Origin of the sequence: Rickettsia endosymbiont of Thecocarcelia acutangulata (assembly GCF_964263195.1) — a bacterium.
Classification (GTDB): domain Bacteria; phylum Pseudomonadota; class Alphaproteobacteria; order Rickettsiales; family Rickettsiaceae; genus Rickettsia; species Rickettsia felis.
On record NZ_OZ181652.1, the window covers coordinates 399,627 to 417,456 of the forward strand.

Sequence of the window (17,830 nt, forward strand, 5' to 3'; positions counted from 1 at the left end):
TCCTTGCAATGACGTGGAATTTTATTTACACTCTCTCAATATTGCTTAAAAACCAATCAACTTCTTTAGTATTAGCATTACGTGTAAATGTCCATTCTTCTTTTAAATCTTCAATTTTGTCAACTACATTTTTACCTTGGAATAGTAATTTGATAAAAATATTGTTGCCAAACATGTAAATTTCTGAATATCTTGTACTTAAAGCTGATGAGTCAAAAAAATCACCGTAAGTAGGGGCTATTTTTTCAAATTCTTCAAAATATCTTTTATCTATTAGCTCAGATAATTCTTGAGCATCTTTTTTATACGCTGCTTCTATAATCATTTGGAAAGCAGTTTTAGCGTTATTTATAAATTTAACCGGATCAAATGAATAAAGACGTTTATGTATTTGTTCCATCCCGTCTACGACCGCTGTTATATTATGTTCTACTATTATATCCTTAAAAACCTTAATATCTTGGGCTGTTGGAATATTTTTTTCTTTATTAGATTTAACCACACTGTGAGTTACGTCTTTAATAACGGGTTCGCCAAAATAAGATTTTTGTTTCGTTGGATCTTCTTCCGAAGTAGAACCAAGAGTCGTAATTAATTTATTTATAATGTAAAAGGCAATAGCGGCAAAAATTAATAGCTCTATTATTTGAGGGGACATTTTTTACTTATTTTTATTATTGAAGATGATTCTTATATTTTAATATAAAAAAACAATCTTTTAAAGTTATTTAATAAAAATAAGGATTATTTTTATTTTGGCTATACTTAAAGTTTAAAAAAATTTTAAAAGACAACTAAAATATCTTGATTATTTCAATTATTATGATATTGTCGTTTTGTAAATGATGTTTAAACTCCATCGTTGCAAAACACATAGCCTTTAGTTCATTTATGCTAGGGGGCTGTTATACTGAAACTTAATTCATTAAGTTTTAATTATAACGGATAATTATTGTTTTCAATGATTAAGTTTATCCCCTAGCACCTATACTCGTCTACCTACCTGTATTTAATTACTAGTACTAATATTTTTTAGTAACTCTTCTACTTTTATAGCATTTTCAAATCCGCGATCATAATGAAACCTTATATCGGGTGAGAATTTCATATTGATTTTATTAGTAATAAAATTTCTGATAGCATTTTTGGAATTATTTAGTGCTTCCATAATTTCATCTATTGTTAATTTAGTATTAAAAGGCAAGAAATAACAATTAGCTATTTTTAAATCGGCAGTAACTATAACTTTGGTAATAGTGAGAGGGCAATCAAAAAGTCTACTATCCAGCATTTTTCCGCACCTTAGCACCTCAATTAATGCTTCATTTATAATGCTTGCTAGTTTTTGTTGTCTATGAGAATTAGTTTTGGTTAATTTTTTCATGAGTTAAAATATATACAATTTTAGGTTTTGTGAACCTTTCTAAAAAGATTTAATTTTGGTTATTTTTTGCTGCAAATTATAAGATTTTTTTGAAATATGAATAACTATTCCTACAAAAATCTTATTAATTTTCGCTAAAAAATACCTCAAAATAGCAAATCAATTAGAAATGTTCACAAAACTTAGAGCATAATAGCATGCTTTTGCCAAACAACCAATACCTAAAAATTTTAGAAATTTTGTTTTAAAAAAACCAGAGAATAAAGAAATAAAGCATCCCCAAAAAGGAAAGGCCATTAAGAAAATTGTAAATATCTCATATTTATAATATAATTTTGTTAAATTTTTATGTCTTAAGATATTTTGTTCGTTTTTGGAAGCATAAAAGATATTTAAAACTATTATTCCAAAAATATAATTGACTGCATTACCGCTAAGAGAAGCACAAATAGCTACTAACAGCATTATTAAACTATTATAGCCCCCAAACATTTTCATAGAATGAAATATTAATTCATTCTGAAAACCGATAACAAGATTTGAGACAAAACTATCAACGAATAATAAACTATATGCTTCAAATTGATTCATAAATGTAATATATTGAATTTTGATTAGGGGTACTAATCGTCGTTGCGAGCGATCATAGAGAGCGTGGCAATCTCAGGAATTGGTATTACTTTATGAGATTGCCGCGTCAATGCTACGCATATCCTCGCAATGACGATTTCGGTAACCCCTACTATCTAACACCAAAATAAAGTAACCGGCAATGAAAAAGCAAATTATTTATCCTGATTTTATAGCACGAATTTTTTCTACGGCACTTGATTTATCATTATTTGCCTTTATAGCAATCCCAATATCACAATTTTGTTCTTTTAATTTATTATGGTTGTTCTTTAATGATTATTTCCTTAGTAATAACATTAATCTTCATAATCCCAATGAAATGTTTAACTCTGTTATGAGTCAGGAATTTTATGAATATCTTAAAGCAGGGAATTTTAATAAATATATTTTGTTTAATATTTCAATTTTTGCTACTAATATATTAGTAATAGGCTCATATTTCGTAACGCTTTGGTATTATAAAGGTGCAACGCTTAGTAAAATGTTTTTACGTATGAAAATCGTAGATGCCGTAACATTAAATCGTCCGACTTTAAAGCAGTTAATTAAAAGATTTTTAGGGTATATGACTTTTCCTATAGGTATTTTTTTCATACTTTTTTCTTCTAAAAAACAAGCATTGCATGATAAGATAGCCGGAACAATTGTTATTAAGTCTTAATACGTACTCGCTGAATTTGAAAAATTGGCTTCGTATCATATACTAACTCTTCATTTATAATGATATATACCCTGACTATGAATAAAACAAATGATAATGATATAGACCAGCTAATTTATCTTTTTTCCAAATTGCCTGGGCTTGGTATTAGGTCGGCAAGACGTATAGTGCTTTATCTACTACAAGACAAAGATGTTAGGTTAAAAAGCCTGATTAATAACCTTGTAGAGATAGATAAGAAAATAGTAAAATGCGAGATTTGCAGTAATATGGATACGGAAAATATTTGCCGTATTTGTTCTTCGGAATATAGAGATAAATCGGTTATTGCTGTTGTTGAAACCGTAGCTGAACTATGGGCAATGGAGCGTAGCGGTAATTTTAAAGGTTTATATCACGTACTAGGTCATAATTTATCGGCAGCTAGTAGGCAAAATCCTAGCATACTTCGGTTGCCTGAACTACTTAAAAGATGTTTTGCAGAAAATATTAAAGAAGTTATTATTGCTACTAATTCTACTTTAGAAGGTCAAACTACTGCGTATTTTATTACTGAATATTTAAAAGAACATCCTGCCAAAATTTCTCGCCTAGCTAGTGGTATACCTATCGGAGGTGAACTTGATTATTTAGATGAGGGTACCTTATCTGCCGCTATTAACCTACGCCAACCTTTTGAGTAAAATGTTATTGCTTTTACCTATCTAATTACTTAATAAAAATTAATTATTTCTTGACCTAGTTATTAATTAATACTAATAATTAGTGCTATAGTTCAGAGATTGAACTTTTTATTAAAAAAATATGAGGTAAATATTATGCCAAATGATAATAATAACGGTATCAGTAACACAAATAGCCCAAACGGTAAATATATGGCTCCAAGACCGGAAGGAGTAAAACCTAACTGTGTAGTTATTACTTATTCTGTAAGTGATAATATTAATTCCACTCTTGAAGCCTTACAAACACGAGGTGCAAGTGTTCATTACATAACTGATAAGGATGGAACGCAATATCAATATCATAACGATTTAACAGATCAAGCTTTTTATGCGGGCAAGAGTAGTTGGAAAGGAGAAGTAGGTGTTAATAAGTTCGGTATTGGAAATATGCTTATTAATGATGCAAAAAACGATTTTTCTAAAGAGCAAATAGGGAAATTAAAAAGCTTTCTTGCAGATATAGCAACAAGATATCCGGATTTAGATTTAAAACATGATTTAGTCGGTCTTGGTGAAGTAACTGTAAACCGTGAAGGAAATGCTCATATAGCTCCTGGATCAAAATTTCCTTGGAAAGAATTAGCTGAAGCTGGTTTTGGTAGATATTTTGAGACTACGCAAGATCAAAAGAGTAAAGTATTATTAAGTCCTGATAGTACTGGAGAACAAGTTGATACTTTACAAACAAAGTTAAAAGCATATGGTTATGGAGTAGAATCTACAAGTACTTTTGATAAAATTACTCAACAAGCCGTCAGAGTATTTAATGATCGTTACGATACCGGTTTACCGAATGAAGAGCCGCCTGTAACTTGGACTGAAGCAAGTGAATATGAATTATCAAAATTATTAGGGGAAGAACTAGTTGGGGATATAATATAATTAAATATTATATCTTAATAATCATTCGCCAAATTGCTCTTTAATATTGAATTATTAAAGAGCAATTAAAGCTATAACAAATCTTGGTGAAATTCTAGATGATGTTCACCGGCGAATTTTATTACATCATTATGATTCCCTTGATGATCAAAATTTATCAGTAATTCACCTTGTTCGTTTGAATGTAATATATTTGTAAATAAACGCTGGTCACCGTCAATTTTAATTTCAACTGCTTTTTTACCGATAAATTTAACGCCGTTAGCCCCTTGTTGTCTATATATTATACCTTTCGTTAAGGCATCTATAAATTTATTATATTGATTCTTATCTAGTTTTTCTTGTAATTTTTCACTAATTTTTCCGTAACAATCTAAACCTCTATATTTACCAAGTGGAATAACGTCGTTAGTAGTAATATCATGCTCTTTTGCAATATGCCATATACTATTAGGAATAATTTCTTGCTGACGATTAATTTGTTGTATAGTATGAAATAAATCCTGTTCTTTTCTTAACTGATAATATTTATGGATTTCTATAACTCTTTGGGTATCTCATAGTTATCATCTTTAGGTAAGAGATTAGAATATGGGTGTATCTTTTCTTGATTGTTAATTAATGAAGCAACCTCTAAACCTCTTTCAAGCACTTCTTGATTTTGAGGCTCATGGTTTAGAACTTCATCAATTTTTTCTAAAGCTAGATTATACTTCTTATCTGCAATCAAACTGATGCTAACCTTATCAACTATTTTTATAGCTTGGTCTGATGAAAAATGAAGTTTATTGGTAAGATTTTCTATATGGATTTGGTTGCTATGTTTTTCAGGGTTTAGTAAAAATTCTAATTCCTTAAAAGTATTATTTACTTGTGTATCTAGATAGAGAGTTATTTGAGGTACTTTTTCTAAAAACTGCTGTGCTAGTTCGTATTGTTTAGTCTTTAATGCAATTTGAGCTAATGTATACGGTTCATTAACACTCTTACTAATTTTAATTAGCTCATCTCTTAGGTTTTCTTTATTTAAAATTTTCTCAGAAGTAGAATATTTATTATATTTAGCCATATATTGAAAGATGCGTAACATGCCTTTACAATTATCAGGTAAATTATTTTGATTAATTGAATTTAAGTTAGATTGAGAAATTTCGTTAGAATTCAAAATCATTTTTGCTAAAGTTTTTATATCATTAGAAGCATTTTGTATTAAATTCTCTGCTTCTGTAAATTTTCCATTGAGCCTATAATCGTAAACAAATTATAGAAGTTACTATTATTTGGTTTGTCTTTTAACATGAGCAATAATTGCTCTTCAGCTGATGCTAAATTTCTTGTATTAACATATGCTGACCACAGATTAGTCCGACAACGATATAAAGCTTCTTTTTCTTCACCGTCACTTACTAAAGTTGGTAACTGAGGATTAAGTAGTGTAGACTCAAGTATTATTATTACTGCTTCATATTCTTTAGCATTACTTAATATTCCTGAAAAATGAGCTAAGTTCATAAGATTTATAGTTATTGTATTTATTAAATTTTTTATAACTTCAAGTTGCTTTTCAGGTTTTATAAATGTTACAATATGTTCTAAGAATTGAAGATATTGTGGATAATCTATTGTAGTTTTTAGTAATTTTGAAACTACAGGGGCAGTATTAAGTAGATCTTTGAATATTTTTTTCTACTACTGCTATAAAGAAAATATTTTTTTGTGCATTATACTTATAAGTAATACGATCTAAAGGATTTTGAAATGATATAGGTTCAAATTTAAACTCAATTTCTGATTTATAGCTTTTGTGAATTATAGCCGTTTTATCTTGATTTATGGTATAATCTTCAAATAATTTATGGCTTTTAAGGTCTTCATAATTATAATTTTTTATGTCTATTACTTGCTATATTTGCTGTTTCTAAAGCTAATTTTAAATCCTTTACGTTCTCTATAGTTTCTAAATAATTTTCTATTTTAAACTTTTTAACTTTATCTTCGATATATGTTGTTGTCCCTTGTAACATAATATCACCAACAAGCGGTAACCATAAAATATGGTTATTTTCAGAAAAGTTAATAGAAGACTTTTTTGATTTCATATATAATGCCTAGTTATTTTTAACAAGGCATCATACATTAATTTAATTCTTAGTCAAAAAATTATTAATATTTTTTAATAATTATCCTCCAGCATTGCTAACTAAATAGAGGTGTGTCATACCGTGGCTTGTCCACGGTATCCAGAAAAACAACTAAAAATATCAATATTATTGATATTTTTAACTGGATCCCGTGAATAAATCACGGGATGACATAGAGCTTTTTATTATTATCTCTCTTTAGTTAGCAATGCCTATCCACCGAATTGCTCTTTAATAATTCTATCTTCCAGCGTATGGTTTTTATTAAAGAGTAGTTTGATAGGTTTATCCTTAGTAGATTTAACTGTAACATTCGTGATATTATTAAACTCCTGAAAGTCGGCAGTAGCATTTACCGGTCGTTTATTTGTATTAAGTATTTCAAATTTAATTGTAGCAGATGAAAGCAGTAAAGCACCGTGCCATCTACGCGGTCTAAAAGAGCAGATAGGGGTTAGGCATAACATGTTTGAATCAAGCGGTAAAATAGGACCGCCGGCAGATAAATTGTAAGCACTACTTCCGGCAGGCGTTGCAACTAAAGCTCCGTCTGCTACTAATTCGCTCATTCTCTCTATTCCGTTTACGTCTATTCTAAATTTAGCAGCTTGATTAGTTTTACGAAATATCGATACTTCGTTAATAGCAAGTGCGGTATATATTTGACCGCTTATATCTTCAGCTTGCATAAGAAGAGGATTTAGAATAGAAACTGTACTTTCATGTATATTTTGTAATAAATTCTTGGTATCTAAAGGATTCATTAAAAAGCCGAGACTTCCTAAATTAACTCCATAAAAAGGGATATTAAGATTCATATAGCGGTGAATATTATGTAGTAATTCTCCATCGCCGCCTATTACGATAATTGCTTCTGCTTCCTCTATTTTACAATAATTATAGAGTTTTTTTATTTCCTCTATAATATCTAGATGTTTGGAATTTTGGTTATAAATTAATGCTATTTTATTTATATTCATTATATGAATTTCTTTTTTAATGTATAGACGCTTAACTAATAATAAGTTATAAGAATAAAGTAATAAAATAAATATTTAAATTAAATTATGTCATCATTCAACATCAAAAATCATAAAAATGATCTGCTATTTGTACCGCTAGGAGGATCTAATGAAATAGGTATGAATCTTAATCTTTACCATTATAAAGGTAAATGGTTAATGATTGATTGCGGTAGCGGTTTTGCCGATGACTACTTACCTGGTGTTGATATGATAATTGCCGATAGTAGCTTTATAGAGAAATATAAAAAAGATATAGTAGGTCTGATTTTAACTCATGCTCACGAGGATCATTTAGGTGGTGTCCAATATTTATGGAATAGCCTTAAATGTCCTATTTATACTACTACTTTCACAGCAAATTTTTTAAAGATTCGTTTAAATGAATATGACTTTGCTAAAAATATAAAAATTCACGAAGTAAAACCCGGTAGTAAAATAAATCTAGATCCTTTTTCCTTAGAGATGGTGCCCCTGACTCACTCGGCTCCTGAAATGCAAGCAATTATGATTCGTACGGATGCAGGTAATATTTTACATACGGGAGATTGGAAATTTGATAATGACCCGGTACTCGGTAAAAAAGCCGATGAGGAGCTTCTAAAATCTTATGGAGATGAAGGGGTTCTTGCACTTGTTTGTGATTCAACTAACGTATTTAATAAAGGAAGTTCAGGTTCTGAGGGAGATGTTAGAAAAAGTTTAGTAGATATCATAGCCGGCTGCCCTCAAATGGTAGTAGTTTCAACCTTTGCATCTAATTTAGCTAGACTTGATACAATAATTCATGCAGCAGGGCTTGCAGGTAGAAAAGTAGTCTTAACAGGTAGAAGTTTGCATCGTATGATGCTTGCTGCTCAAGAAAGCGGCTATTTCAAAGATATTGCTCCTCTAATTAGTGAACGTGATGTTAGTAGATTTAGAAGAGAAGAATTATTAGTAATTGCTACCGGTTGTCAAGGCGAACCTATGGCAGCAACCGCAAAATTAGCTAGTAATGCTCATCCGTCAATAAGACTTGCTCCTAAGGATACAATGATTTTTTCTTCAAAAATTATTCCGGGTAATGAAAAGAAAATATTCAGGCTATTTAATATATTTGTTAAAGCCGGTGTAGAAGTTATTACCGAACGTGACCATTTTGTGCATGTTTCAGGACATCCATCGATTGACGAGCTGCAAAAAATGTATTCTCTAATTAGACCGAATATTTGTATACCTGTTCACGGTGAGCCTGTACATATTCATGAACATGTTAAGCTTGCTAAGAAAAATGGCATAAAACAGGTAGTAGAGGTTGAAAACGGTAGTGTAGTATTGCTTGAACCTAATAATGCGAAAGTAATTTCAAAGGTTGAAAACGGTTATTTAGCTGTAGACGGTAATTATTTACTGCCCGTCGAATCTCCGATTTTCAAAGCTAGAAGACGTATGCGTGAGTCGGGTATCGTGGTAGCATCAGTAGTAATTAATAAAAAAGGGCTGCTTGCTGCAAACCCAATGTTGTCTATGCCTGGTCTGCTTGATCCGAAAGAGGATATGGCATTAGTTAACCTCATTAAAAATGATATTAAAGAACTTGTTACCATTCAAAATAAACAGGCTAAAAAAGCATTGTCGGATGAACAAGTAATCGAAGCAATAAAAGGAACAATCCGTAAAACCTTGAAACAGGAAATAAATAAATCCCCTGTAATAATAGTAAATCTTGAGGAAAGTATACTCGTTTAATTTGAAAAATTGGCTACGTCGTCTTTGTAAGTCCTCGGATGCTCACGTATTTAGTATACGCTCCGCTCCTCGCTTACAGACTCCTTGCTCTTTTCCAAATTAAACTTCGTCTACATACTCTTCATTTACTTGGAGCATTGAATGAATAAATTTAAAAATATTGCGATTTATGGAGGAGGGAGTTTTGGTACTAGTCTTGCTTCTTTAGCAGCACAAAACTTTAATAACGTTACTTTATTTTTACGTGACGAGGAAATAGCAAAAGAAATTTTACATAACAAAACTAATATAAAATATTTAGGGGATATTAAATTACCTGCTCATTTACAGGCTACTACAAACTTAAGTGTAATTAAGGATTTTGAACTAATTATTATTGCAGTGCCGTCTTATGCTTTTGATGACTCAATAAAATTATTAAAAACTCACGGCATTTCTAAAGGCAATACTCTTCTAATCGCAACAAAAGGCTTTGCCCGTAATCCTAATGAACTATTTTCTGATAGGTTAAAAACTCTATTACCGCATAGCTCTACAGCGTTTTTTGTAGGTCCGAATCTAGCAAAAGAACTCGCTAAGAATTTACCTGCTTCGGCAAGTATTGCAAGTTTAGATATAGCAAATAAGATAGCTTATAATCTAGGTTCAAAAAATTTTACTACTAATGTGACAAGCGATATTGTGACATTACAGGTAGCAGGAGCGTTGAAAAATATCTTTGCTATTAAAAGCGGCATTGATTTAGCAAGAGAGCAGGGCGAGAATGCAAGAGCAACGCTTATAGTAGCTGCCTTAAAAGAAATTGCTATTTTATCGAAAGCTTTAGGTGGTATGCAAGAACTTTCAGACATATACTCCTATGAAATGAAGGATTGGGATACGAAGTTCAACTTGGAAAAGAGCAAGGAGTTTGCACGCCGAGGAGCGGAGCGTACAGAAGTATGTGAGCATCCGAGGTCTTACAAAGACGACGTAGCCAATTTTTCAAGTTCAACGAGTATACTATTAGAGGCGGGAGTAGTAGGTGATTTAGTACTCACTTGTTATTCGTTAGGCTCACGCAATACAAAATTCGGTTATGAGCTTGGAATTAGTAGCGATAAAAAGAAATTTTTACAGGAATATAAACAGCTAGTAGAGGGAAGAGAAGCATTAAAATTAGTTTTAGATTTGATAAAAAAATATAATTTACGAATGCCTATAATTTCCGAAGTGGCTAACTATGTCATTCCTGAATAGGTGTTTGTGTGGATTGGTTTTTTCGTCATTGCGAGCGACCGTAGGGAGCGCGGCAATCTTAGAACTATAGCACGAGATTGCTTCGTCGAATTACTACGTAATTCTTCTCGCAATGACGACGACTGTAGCTACAACATTCTCTTCATCTGTTCCTGCTCTAATTTTTCTTCTTTATCTAGTTTATTTAAAAATTCTTTATAAAAACCGTTTGTTATATATACAAGTTCCATTTTGGTATTTAATTCCGAAGATTCAAGTATGATTAAACATTCACCATTCTTGAAAGTAACCACCTTATCATTTTCTTCTTCTAAACTATATTTATCTTTTAAAATGTTATAAAACTCTTCAAACTTATTTTTATCTATAGTTAAGATAACGGCTTCTATTACATTAAAATCATTACATATTACTAAAGCTTTAGATATAGCTTTTTCATTTGGTTCTATATAATAATTATATCCTTGCCAATAATTAGGTTCTTTATTGATGATTTTGTATTTTTTTGTTAAATCTATATTGGTAGTTTTATTTAATTCAAGACCAAGCGGCATAGGATTAGAATAGGTATTTAAACAAAAAAATATAATTAATAAGGGTAATAGATTTTGCATAAATATATAATATTAAACAACAAATCTTAAATACCATAATATTTATATTATTTCAATAAAAAGTTAATAAAATAAAAATCTTTACAAAATTTAGTGAAAAAAAATAAAACCTCATATATTATAAGTAATTATATCTTTAGCTCATTACATGATAATCTTTAGTATAGTTTTTTTTAAAACCGTTTCGGTATTATTAAGTGTAGTAATAGGATTCTTAGCAGGTAAATATTCAAATGTTGAAAGAGATAGTATCTCTTCGTTACTATTCTATTTTATATCACCTATAGTATTTTTTACGATACCTGCTAGTACAACCTTAACACTTTCGGCATTAAGCGTTACGGTCGTAACATTTGTAATTGCAACACTCTTATCGCTTTTTTCTTATTATTTTTTTGGTAAATTTTGGCAAGATCATACACGTAATATTATAGCTTTGTCTGCAGGTACGGCAAATGGCGGATATTTTATGTTGCCTATAGCTGCAGCACTTTTCGATGATTATACATTAAGTATTTACATGATGGCTGTTATAGGAGTTAATATTTATGAATGTTCCGTCGGCTTTTATATTTGTATGCGAAGTTTTGCAAATACCACCGATAGTATATTAAAAGTAGTAAAATTACCGATTTTAAATGCTTTTTTCTTGGGATGTTTATTTAGTTTTTGCGGTTTTACTTTACCGGATTTTTTAGATGATTTTATATATAATATGAAAGGCTCTTTTTCGATACTTGGTATGGTGATGGTGGGTCTTGCTCTTTCATCTCTACAAAAATTTGAAGTCGATATAAAATTTACTCTAGCGACGTTTGCTGCTAAATTTTTATTCTATCCTTTGGGAGTAGCGTTATTTATCATGTTTGATCATTTTGTAACAAAATGGTATAACAATGATTACTATAATGCTCTAAAACTACTTTCTACGGCACCACTCGCAGCAAATACTATAGTTATAGCGAATTTACAGAAATTTTATCCTGAGAAAGTTGCAGCTACCGTGTTTTTATCTTTGCTTTTTGTAGTTATATATATGCCGACAATGGTCAGTATATTTTTAAGTGACTTAAATTAATAACATGATTACAATGATTTTTTTTAAATTTATTCTAAATTGGTATTAATAGGTTCATATGAAAACTAATTCAATAAAAATTGGTCCCTATATTAATTTATTACCTCTTCAATATATACCAAAACATAAAATTTCTTATGTGGAATTCGGTGATCCTAAAAATAAAAATATAATAGTATGTGCTCACGGCTTAACTAGAAATGCTCATGATTTTGATAAAATAGCTAAAGAGTTAAGTAAAAATTATAGAGTAATTTCAATAAATTATCCTGGTCGCAGTGATAGCGAAAATTTTAAAAAAGCTAATCATTATAATTATACTACCTATATTAAAGATACGTTATTCTTTTTTAAAAGACTAAATATTGAAAAACCTATTTGGCTCGGTACTTCAATGGGCGGTATTATAGGTATGATACTTGCCAGTAAATATAAAAATATTTTTAAAGCCTTAATATTAAATGATATAGGGGCATTTATTGATGCTGCTCCTTTAATTAAAATTGGAGGTTATGCTAAAAAAACGGTACTCTTAGATGATTTGGCTAGTGCAAAAGAACATTTAAAACTTATTTATGCCCAAATAGGTATTAAAGATGAAGAAGATTGGGATTATTTAACAAAATATAGCGTAATTTTTACATTTGGCGGAAAATATAAAATGAATTATGATCCTGCTATAACAAAAGGAATGAAAAATGCTAGTAACCAAGAAGATGTTAAACTATGGTCCGTATGGAATAAAATAAAATGTAAAATATTAGTAATTCATGGGATGAAATCTCAAATTTTAACAAAATCTACTGTTAAGAAGATGAAAGAAACAAAAACTTTTGATCTTTATGAAATAAAATATGCTGGTCATGCTCCTTCCCTAATGAATCCTGAAGAAATTAACTATATCAAATCTTGGTTAGAGAAGAAGTCTTGATGTCATTTTTGCGTGGATTAATTTCACCTCTGTCATCCCATGGCTTGACCATGGTATCCAGAAAAACAACTAAAAATATCAATAATATTGATATTTTTAACTGGATCCCGTGAATAAATCACGGGATGACAGGAGGAAAATCGAGCCATGCAACAAGCCGGGCTTGACCACGGGATGACAGCAAAAAATTTGGATTCCTGCTTTCGCAGGAATGACACAGGAATCATTTAAATTAATTAACAAATAATAATCATGAAAATTACTACTAAAGTACTAATAATAGGTTCAGGTCCTGCGGGTCTAAGTGCCGCTATTTATACGGCTAGAGCCGCTCTAAAACCAATATTAATTAATGGTATGCAGCCAGGCGGGCAGCTTACAATTACCACCGATGTTGAGAATTATCCCGGATTTGCGGAAACGGTGCAAGGACCTTGGCTTATGGAACAAATGTCTATGCAAGCTAAAAATGTCGGTACAGAAATTATTAGTGATTACGTGGAAAAAGTGGATTTATCAAAAAGACCTTTTAAAGTATTTACCGGAGCTGGGAATGAGTATGAAGCAGAAAGTATAATCATCTGTACCGGTGCGGAAGCAAAATGGCTTGGTATAGCTTCAGAGCAGGAATTTCGTGGTTTTGGTGTTTCGGCATGTGCTACTTGCGATGGTTTCTTTTTTAAGAATCAAGAAATAGTTGTAGTAGGGGGAGGAAATAGTGCAGTAGAAGAAGCTTTATACTTAACCAATCATGCTAGCAAAGTTACTATAATACATAGAAGAGATAGTTTTAGAGCTGAGAAAATATTACAGGATCGATTATTTAAAAACCCTAAAATATCGGTAATTTGGGATCATGTAGTAGATGAGATTGTAGGTAGCGATAAACCAAAATCCGTTACCGGAGTTAAAATTAAAAATGTCCACACCAAAGAGGTTAGTTTAGTGAATTGTAGCGGTGTATTTATAGCTATCGGGCATGCACCGAATACGGGGCTATTTACCGGACAAATTGCAATGGATGACGATAATTATATAATCACGAAGTCAGGTACAACTAAAACTAGCGTAGAAGGGGTTTTTGCTGCCGGTGACGTTCAGGATAAAATTTATAGACAAGCAGTAACTGCTGCAGGAACAGGCTGCATGGCTGCACTCGAAGCAGAGAAATTTTTGAATAAATAATAAAATTCCTAAAAAAAGACATAATCATATAAAAATTCATTAATTTTTTTTAATAAATTCTTGTATTAAAAATTATAGCAATATAATCTTTCTTTCTAATTTTATAAAATAGAGAGGAATTATGCCTACACAGCACTTAACTTCAGAGAAAAAATGGGAAATTTTTTTAAAAGCTATAGGAGCAGAAATAGGAGTTACAAAGGTAACTGATAATAAAGTTATTTTTAAAACAACTTCTAATGACTTAGAACATTTTCGTACATTATTAGCATCCCCGGATGAATTAAAGAAGAATGTGATACATGCTTTATTTAAGGATAATAAGGAGAATACAATAGAATCTGAACTATATAATGCGGATACTTCAGATGTAGAAATAGGAGAGTTATTTTATAAGCTAGTAGACGGTGATCTTATAACAGAGTATGGGTTTGTCTAAAATTTTAGAAACAATAAGATTAGAAGCTGAATTTAATAAAGAATTATTAACTGCCGAGATTCAACTCTCTTGTGGAAATCCAATAAAACATAAAATGGATGAATCCAAACTCGAGACACTACAAGCCGTTATAAGTGATGAAAATAAATTATCAAAAATTTTAACAGGTGAAGCAACACCGGCTACAGATTATACCTATCCACCTACTGAGTTTTCTAAATTAATATCCCAAATTATTTCTCATAAAGAAAATAATAGCTTAACCTTTACTCTAAATAACGGTGCAGCAATGCAAGCCGTTCAAGCTTATAAAGTTGACGGTAAACCACCTATTATCGCTTCTAATTTAGAAGGCGGATTTATCCTTGATAAGCAGTATTTATTAAAATATTTATTTCCGATATTTAACGGTTTTGTCTGGCAGGAAGACGGTAAATTTCCTATTATGTTTTCTTCTAAAGACCCAGAATATCTAAATACTAATAATAATCATGAAATTACTTTATTAATAGATATTAGCGGTAGTATGAAATATACTTTTAGTGATTATAAAAGTAATATACAAAAGATACTAGCTAAATTAGTTGAGATCCCTAATTGGAAAATTAATATAGTTTCATTTAATGATCAATCTAGCATGGAATCTTTTTCTGATAAGGAAAACTCTCTTGAAGATATTAAGAAATATGTAGAAAATTTAAATGCTGATGGATATACAAGATTATAAGGTACCGTCAAAGATGCTTTAGAATTATTGAAAGAAAAAATAGATATACATTCTACTATTATAGTATTTACTGATGGAAAGAACGAAGGAACTGACTGTAATACAACATAACAAGAGGTTATAGATTCTGCAACTTCGGTAATACAAAACCCTCAGTTTAATATGTATGCGGTAGGATTTGGTGAGAACTACAATAAAGAATTTTTTGAAGAAATTGCAATGCGTGGAGGATTTACTCATATTAGTTTAAGAGATCCGAGTGGTATGAAACAGCTTGAACAATATATTGACAATATTGAGCAAAAGGTGGTTATTTGGAAAATATTAGGAGAACAATTAAATTTGATAACACGAGTACAAGAAGGTGATGTTTTTATTGGAGATAAAGTAGATACCGATAAAGAAATTATATTCTCTAAAGACGGTCAACAATTTACGATTGGAGTAGAGGAGTTTGATACAAATATTGCCGGTGTAGTAAGAAGTTGTTACGATGAAGTAGCTTAATTATTATATTTCTCTTGCTAGTATTAGCGGATAATTTTAAGATAAATTTGTAACAGTTTTTCTGTCATTACGAGCGACTAAAGGGGTTGTTGTATGGCTCAAAAAACCTGCTGGGTATCATTCCGCGAGCTTGTAGCGGGATCCAAAAATATAACTTAGAGTACTGCTAATTTTAGTATTTTAAGCTGGATCCCGCGATCAAATCGTGGGATGACAAGGGCGAAGCCGAGCCATGCGGGTAATACCAATGTTCGCTTGCAATGACAATTTTAGTATCCGCACAATAATATCAATAGGAAATTTATGAGCTTACTTAAAAATATTACGGGAAAGAATTATATAAACGGTGAATTTATAGAGTTCGGGAAGCAAATATCCGTTATTAATCCTTCAACCTTAAAAGAAATTGCTACAGTTCCGAATTTAGGATTATCTGAGATTAATTCAGCGATTAATAATACGGTGCAAACTTTTTCTTCATGGTCACAAAGTTCGTTTGAAGAAAGAATAGCGATTCTTAGAAAATGGTATAATTTAGTAATCGAAAATATTGATGAGCTAAGTCATATATTAACTCTAGAGCAGGGTAAGGTACTCTCTGAATCCAAAAAAGAAATTCTATACGGAGCATCTTTTATTGATTGGTATACATATGTTATACATAATATTCACGGGACCATTAAACCGGGCAGTAGTAAAGCTCATAAAATTGTTACGCAATATGAGTCGGTTGGACCGTCTGCGGCTATAACTCCTTGGAATTTTCCAAATGCAATGATTACTCGTAAGGTAGTGCCTGCAATAGCTGCAGGCTGCAGCGTTATATTAAAACCGTCAAGCCTTACGCCTCTATCAGCTTTAATACTTGCGAAATTTGCAAGCGATGCCGGTTTGCCAGCCGGAGTATTTAACGTGATTACAGGTAGTTCAGATATTATAGGTAAGGCTTTTTGCGAAGATTTTAGGCTTAGGAAATTATCATTTACCGGTTCTACAAATGTCGGTAAAATTCTATATCAAAATGCCGCAAATACTCTAAAACGCTTATCTTTGGAACTTGGCGGCAATGCTCCTTTCATTATAACGGCAGATAATAATTTAGAGAAAGTAGCAAGTGATTTAGTAATCGCTAAAACTAGAAATAGCGGGCAGTCTTGTACTTCACCCAATAGGATATTTATAGAAGAATCTATATATGAAAAATTTATAGAAATTCTAAAGGCTAAATTTACTAAGCTTAAAGCCGGTGACGGATTTGATAAAGCATCAGCTATAGGTCCGTTAATTAACTCTGCTGCCATAGAAAAAATACAAAAGCTACTCGCTGATGCACAAAATAAAGGAGCTAAATTAATTTGCGGCGGTAAAGCTGTTGATAATTTTATTGAGCCTACTATTATTATTGACTGTTTGGATAATATGGATATCTTTAGAACAGAAATATTCGGTCCGGTGGTTGCGTGCTATAAATTTAAAGATTTGGATGAAGTAATAGAACGTGCAAATAATACCGAATACGGCTTGCAAGGATATGTATATTCAAATAATATATCTGTGGCACAAATGATAGCAACTAGGCTTGATTTCGGTATGGTTTTAATTAATAACCCATTGCCCGGAAATGCAAAAGCACCTTTTGCAGGGCGTAAAGCTTCAGGCTTTGGAGTTGAAGGCTCATTTGAAGGGATATTTGAATATCTAAATACGAAATATATAAATTTACAGAATTAAGAATGCCCGCATGGTTTCTTTTATGTCATTCCTGCGAGGTATTGTTGCGTCACCTCTGTCATCCCGTGGCTTGACCACGGTATCCAGTTAAAAATACTAAAATTATTAGTATTTTTTATTGTTTTTATGGACCTAGTTAGCAAGCCACGGGGTGACACAGTTGGTTTTACTGGTCCATGCAATAACGCTAGCTTGACCAC

The 17,830-nt window shown here is 31.3% G+C and carries 20 protein-coding genes and 1 pseudogene; 12 read left to right on the plus strand and 9 right to left on the minus strand.

The genetic code is table 11. The features are described from left to right. Nucleotides 1-25: 25 nt before the first annotated feature. From ACE38Q_RS02155 to ACE38Q_RS02165, 3 genes are all read right to left on the minus strand, one after another. Nucleotides 26-658, minus strand: coding sequence for a Tim44/TimA family putative adaptor protein (locus ACE38Q_RS02155; protein WP_500189925.1), 633 nt, complete (start codon nucleotides 656-658; stop codon nucleotides 26-28). Nucleotides 659-1,009: 351 nt separating this feature from the next. Then, entirely contained in the window at nucleotides 1,010-1,384 is a 375-nt protein-coding gene (gene rbfA / locus ACE38Q_RS02160) for a 30S ribosome-binding factor RbfA (RefSeq protein ID WP_500189926.1), read from the minus strand. Nucleotides 1,385-1,543: 159 nt separating this feature from the next. Continuing rightward, a complete protein-coding gene (locus ACE38Q_RS02165) occupies nucleotides 1,544-1,975 on the minus strand; it encodes a YqaA family protein (RefSeq protein ID WP_500189927.1) in 432 nt (143 codons plus the stop codon). Nucleotides 1,976-2,156: 181 nt separating this feature from the next. Here ACE38Q_RS02165 and ACE38Q_RS02170 point away from each other — a divergent pair, with 181 nt between their 5' ends. The 3 genes from ACE38Q_RS02170 (at nucleotide 2,157) to ACE38Q_RS02180 (ending at nucleotide 4,285) form a co-directional block, all read left to right on the plus strand. Further along, a complete protein-coding gene (locus tag ACE38Q_RS02170) occupies nucleotides 2,157-2,678 on the plus strand; it encodes an RDD family protein (RefSeq protein ID WP_500189928.1) in 522 nt (173 codons plus the stop codon). A 77-nt stretch (nucleotides 2,679-2,755) separates the two neighbouring features. Next, nucleotides 2,756-3,361, plus strand: coding sequence for a recombination mediator RecR (recR, locus tag ACE38Q_RS02175; RefSeq protein ID WP_500189929.1), 606 nt, complete (start codon nucleotides 2,756-2,758; stop codon nucleotides 3,359-3,361). 135 nt (nucleotides 3,362-3,496) lie between these two features. Next, entirely contained in the window at nucleotides 3,497-4,285 is a 789-nt protein-coding gene (locus ACE38Q_RS02180; RefSeq protein ID WP_500189930.1) for an N-acetylmuramoyl-L-alanine amidase, read from the plus strand. A 538-nt stretch (nucleotides 4,286-4,823) separates the two neighbouring features. Here the strand turns inward: ACE38Q_RS02180 and ACE38Q_RS02185 are convergent. The 4 genes from ACE38Q_RS02185 to ACE38Q_RS02200 all read right to left on the minus strand — a co-directional run bounded on the left by ACE38Q_RS02185 (nucleotide 4,824) and on the right by ACE38Q_RS02200 (nucleotide 7,406). Further along, nucleotides 4,824-5,456 carry a hypothetical protein gene (locus ACE38Q_RS02185; protein ID WP_500189931.1) on the minus strand — a complete coding sequence of 211 codons (633 nt, stop codon included), beginning with the start codon at nucleotides 5,454-5,456 and terminating at the stop codon, nucleotides 4,824-4,826. 38 nt (nucleotides 5,457-5,494) lie between these two features. Then, nucleotides 5,495-5,797 (minus strand): hypothetical protein, encoded by a 303-nt coding sequence (locus tag ACE38Q_RS02190; RefSeq protein WP_500189932.1) that lies wholly within the window; start codon nucleotides 5,795-5,797, stop codon nucleotides 5,495-5,497. 365 nt (nucleotides 5,798-6,162) lie between these two features. Continuing rightward, on the minus strand, nucleotides 6,163-6,384 hold the full coding sequence (locus tag ACE38Q_RS02195; protein WP_500189933.1) for a hypothetical protein: 222 nt from the start codon (nucleotides 6,382-6,384) through the stop codon (nucleotides 6,163-6,165). Nucleotides 6,385-6,638: 254 nt separating this feature from the next. Then, the gene (locus ACE38Q_RS02200; protein ID WP_500189934.1) at nucleotides 6,639-7,406 is read right to left on the minus strand and encodes an NAD kinase; all 768 of its coding nucleotides are present in this window, start codon (nucleotides 7,404-7,406) and stop codon (nucleotides 6,639-6,641) included. Between the two features lie 87 nt (nucleotides 7,407-7,493). On the opposite strand from ACE38Q_RS02200, the gene ACE38Q_RS02205 reads away from it, so the two are divergent. Continuing rightward, a complete protein-coding gene (locus ACE38Q_RS02205) occupies nucleotides 7,494-9,179 on the plus strand; it encodes a ribonuclease J (protein WP_500189935.1) in 1,686 nt (561 codons plus the stop codon). On the opposite strand, the pseudogene ACE38Q_RS02210 reads toward ACE38Q_RS02205, so the two are convergent. Then, nucleotides 9,176-9,277: pseudogene (locus ACE38Q_RS02210) on the minus strand (palindromic element RPE5 domain-containing protein). The gene ACE38Q_RS02205 and the pseudogene ACE38Q_RS02210 overlap by 4 nt on opposite strands. A 43-nt stretch (nucleotides 9,278-9,320) precedes the next feature. Here ACE38Q_RS02210 and ACE38Q_RS02215 point away from each other — a divergent pair. Continuing rightward, a complete protein-coding gene (locus ACE38Q_RS02215) occupies nucleotides 9,321-10,418 on the plus strand; it encodes an NAD(P)H-dependent glycerol-3-phosphate dehydrogenase (RefSeq protein WP_500189936.1) in 1,098 nt (365 codons plus the stop codon). Between the two features lie 128 nt (nucleotides 10,419-10,546). Here the strand turns inward: ACE38Q_RS02215 and ACE38Q_RS02220 are convergent, their stop codons facing one another. Continuing rightward, nucleotides 10,547-11,032, minus strand: a complete 486-nt coding sequence (locus tag ACE38Q_RS02220) for a hypothetical protein (protein ID WP_500189937.1) — start codon at nucleotides 11,030-11,032, stop codon at nucleotides 10,547-10,549. Between the two features lie 148 nt (nucleotides 11,033-11,180). Between ACE38Q_RS02220 and ACE38Q_RS02225 the strand changes: the two genes are divergently transcribed. The 7 genes from ACE38Q_RS02225 to ACE38Q_RS02255 all read left to right on the plus strand — a co-directional run bounded on the left by ACE38Q_RS02225 (nucleotide 11,181) and on the right by ACE38Q_RS02255 (nucleotide 17,630). Then, nucleotides 11,181-12,110: an AEC family transporter gene (locus tag ACE38Q_RS02225; protein WP_500189938.1), complete on the plus strand. Its 930-nt coding sequence runs from the start codon at nucleotides 11,181-11,183 to the stop codon at nucleotides 12,108-12,110. A 58-nt stretch (nucleotides 12,111-12,168) separates the two neighbouring features. Further along, nucleotides 12,169-13,041 carry an alpha/beta fold hydrolase gene (locus tag ACE38Q_RS02230; protein ID WP_500189939.1) on the plus strand — a complete coding sequence of 291 codons (873 nt, stop codon included), beginning with the start codon at nucleotides 12,169-12,171 and terminating at the stop codon, nucleotides 13,039-13,041. A gap of 252 nt (nucleotides 13,042-13,293) precedes the next feature. Continuing rightward, a complete protein-coding gene (gene trxB, locus ACE38Q_RS02235; RefSeq protein WP_500189940.1) occupies nucleotides 13,294-14,226 on the plus strand; it encodes a thioredoxin-disulfide reductase in 933 nt (310 codons plus the stop codon). A gap of 121 nt (nucleotides 14,227-14,347) precedes the next feature. Continuing rightward, nucleotides 14,348-14,665 carry a hypothetical protein gene (locus ACE38Q_RS02240; RefSeq protein ID WP_500189941.1) on the plus strand — a complete coding sequence of 106 codons (318 nt, stop codon included), beginning with the start codon at nucleotides 14,348-14,350 and terminating at the stop codon, nucleotides 14,663-14,665. Further along, complete coding sequence (locus tag ACE38Q_RS02245) at nucleotides 14,658-15,392, plus strand: VWA domain-containing protein (protein WP_500189942.1); 735 nt, start codon at nucleotides 14,658-14,660, stop codon at nucleotides 15,390-15,392. Before ACE38Q_RS02240 ends, ACE38Q_RS02245 begins: the two co-directional genes overlap by 8 nt. Nucleotides 15,393-15,554: 162 nt before the next feature. Then, nucleotides 15,555-15,899, plus strand: a complete 345-nt coding sequence (locus tag ACE38Q_RS02250; protein WP_500189943.1) for a hypothetical protein — start codon at nucleotides 15,555-15,557, stop codon at nucleotides 15,897-15,899. 303 nt (nucleotides 15,900-16,202) lie between these two features. After that, on the plus strand, nucleotides 16,203-17,630 hold the full coding sequence (locus ACE38Q_RS02255; RefSeq protein ID WP_500189944.1) for an NAD-dependent succinate-semialdehyde dehydrogenase: 1,428 nt from the start codon (nucleotides 16,203-16,205) through the stop codon (nucleotides 17,628-17,630). Nucleotides 17,631-17,830: the final 200 nt, after the last annotated feature.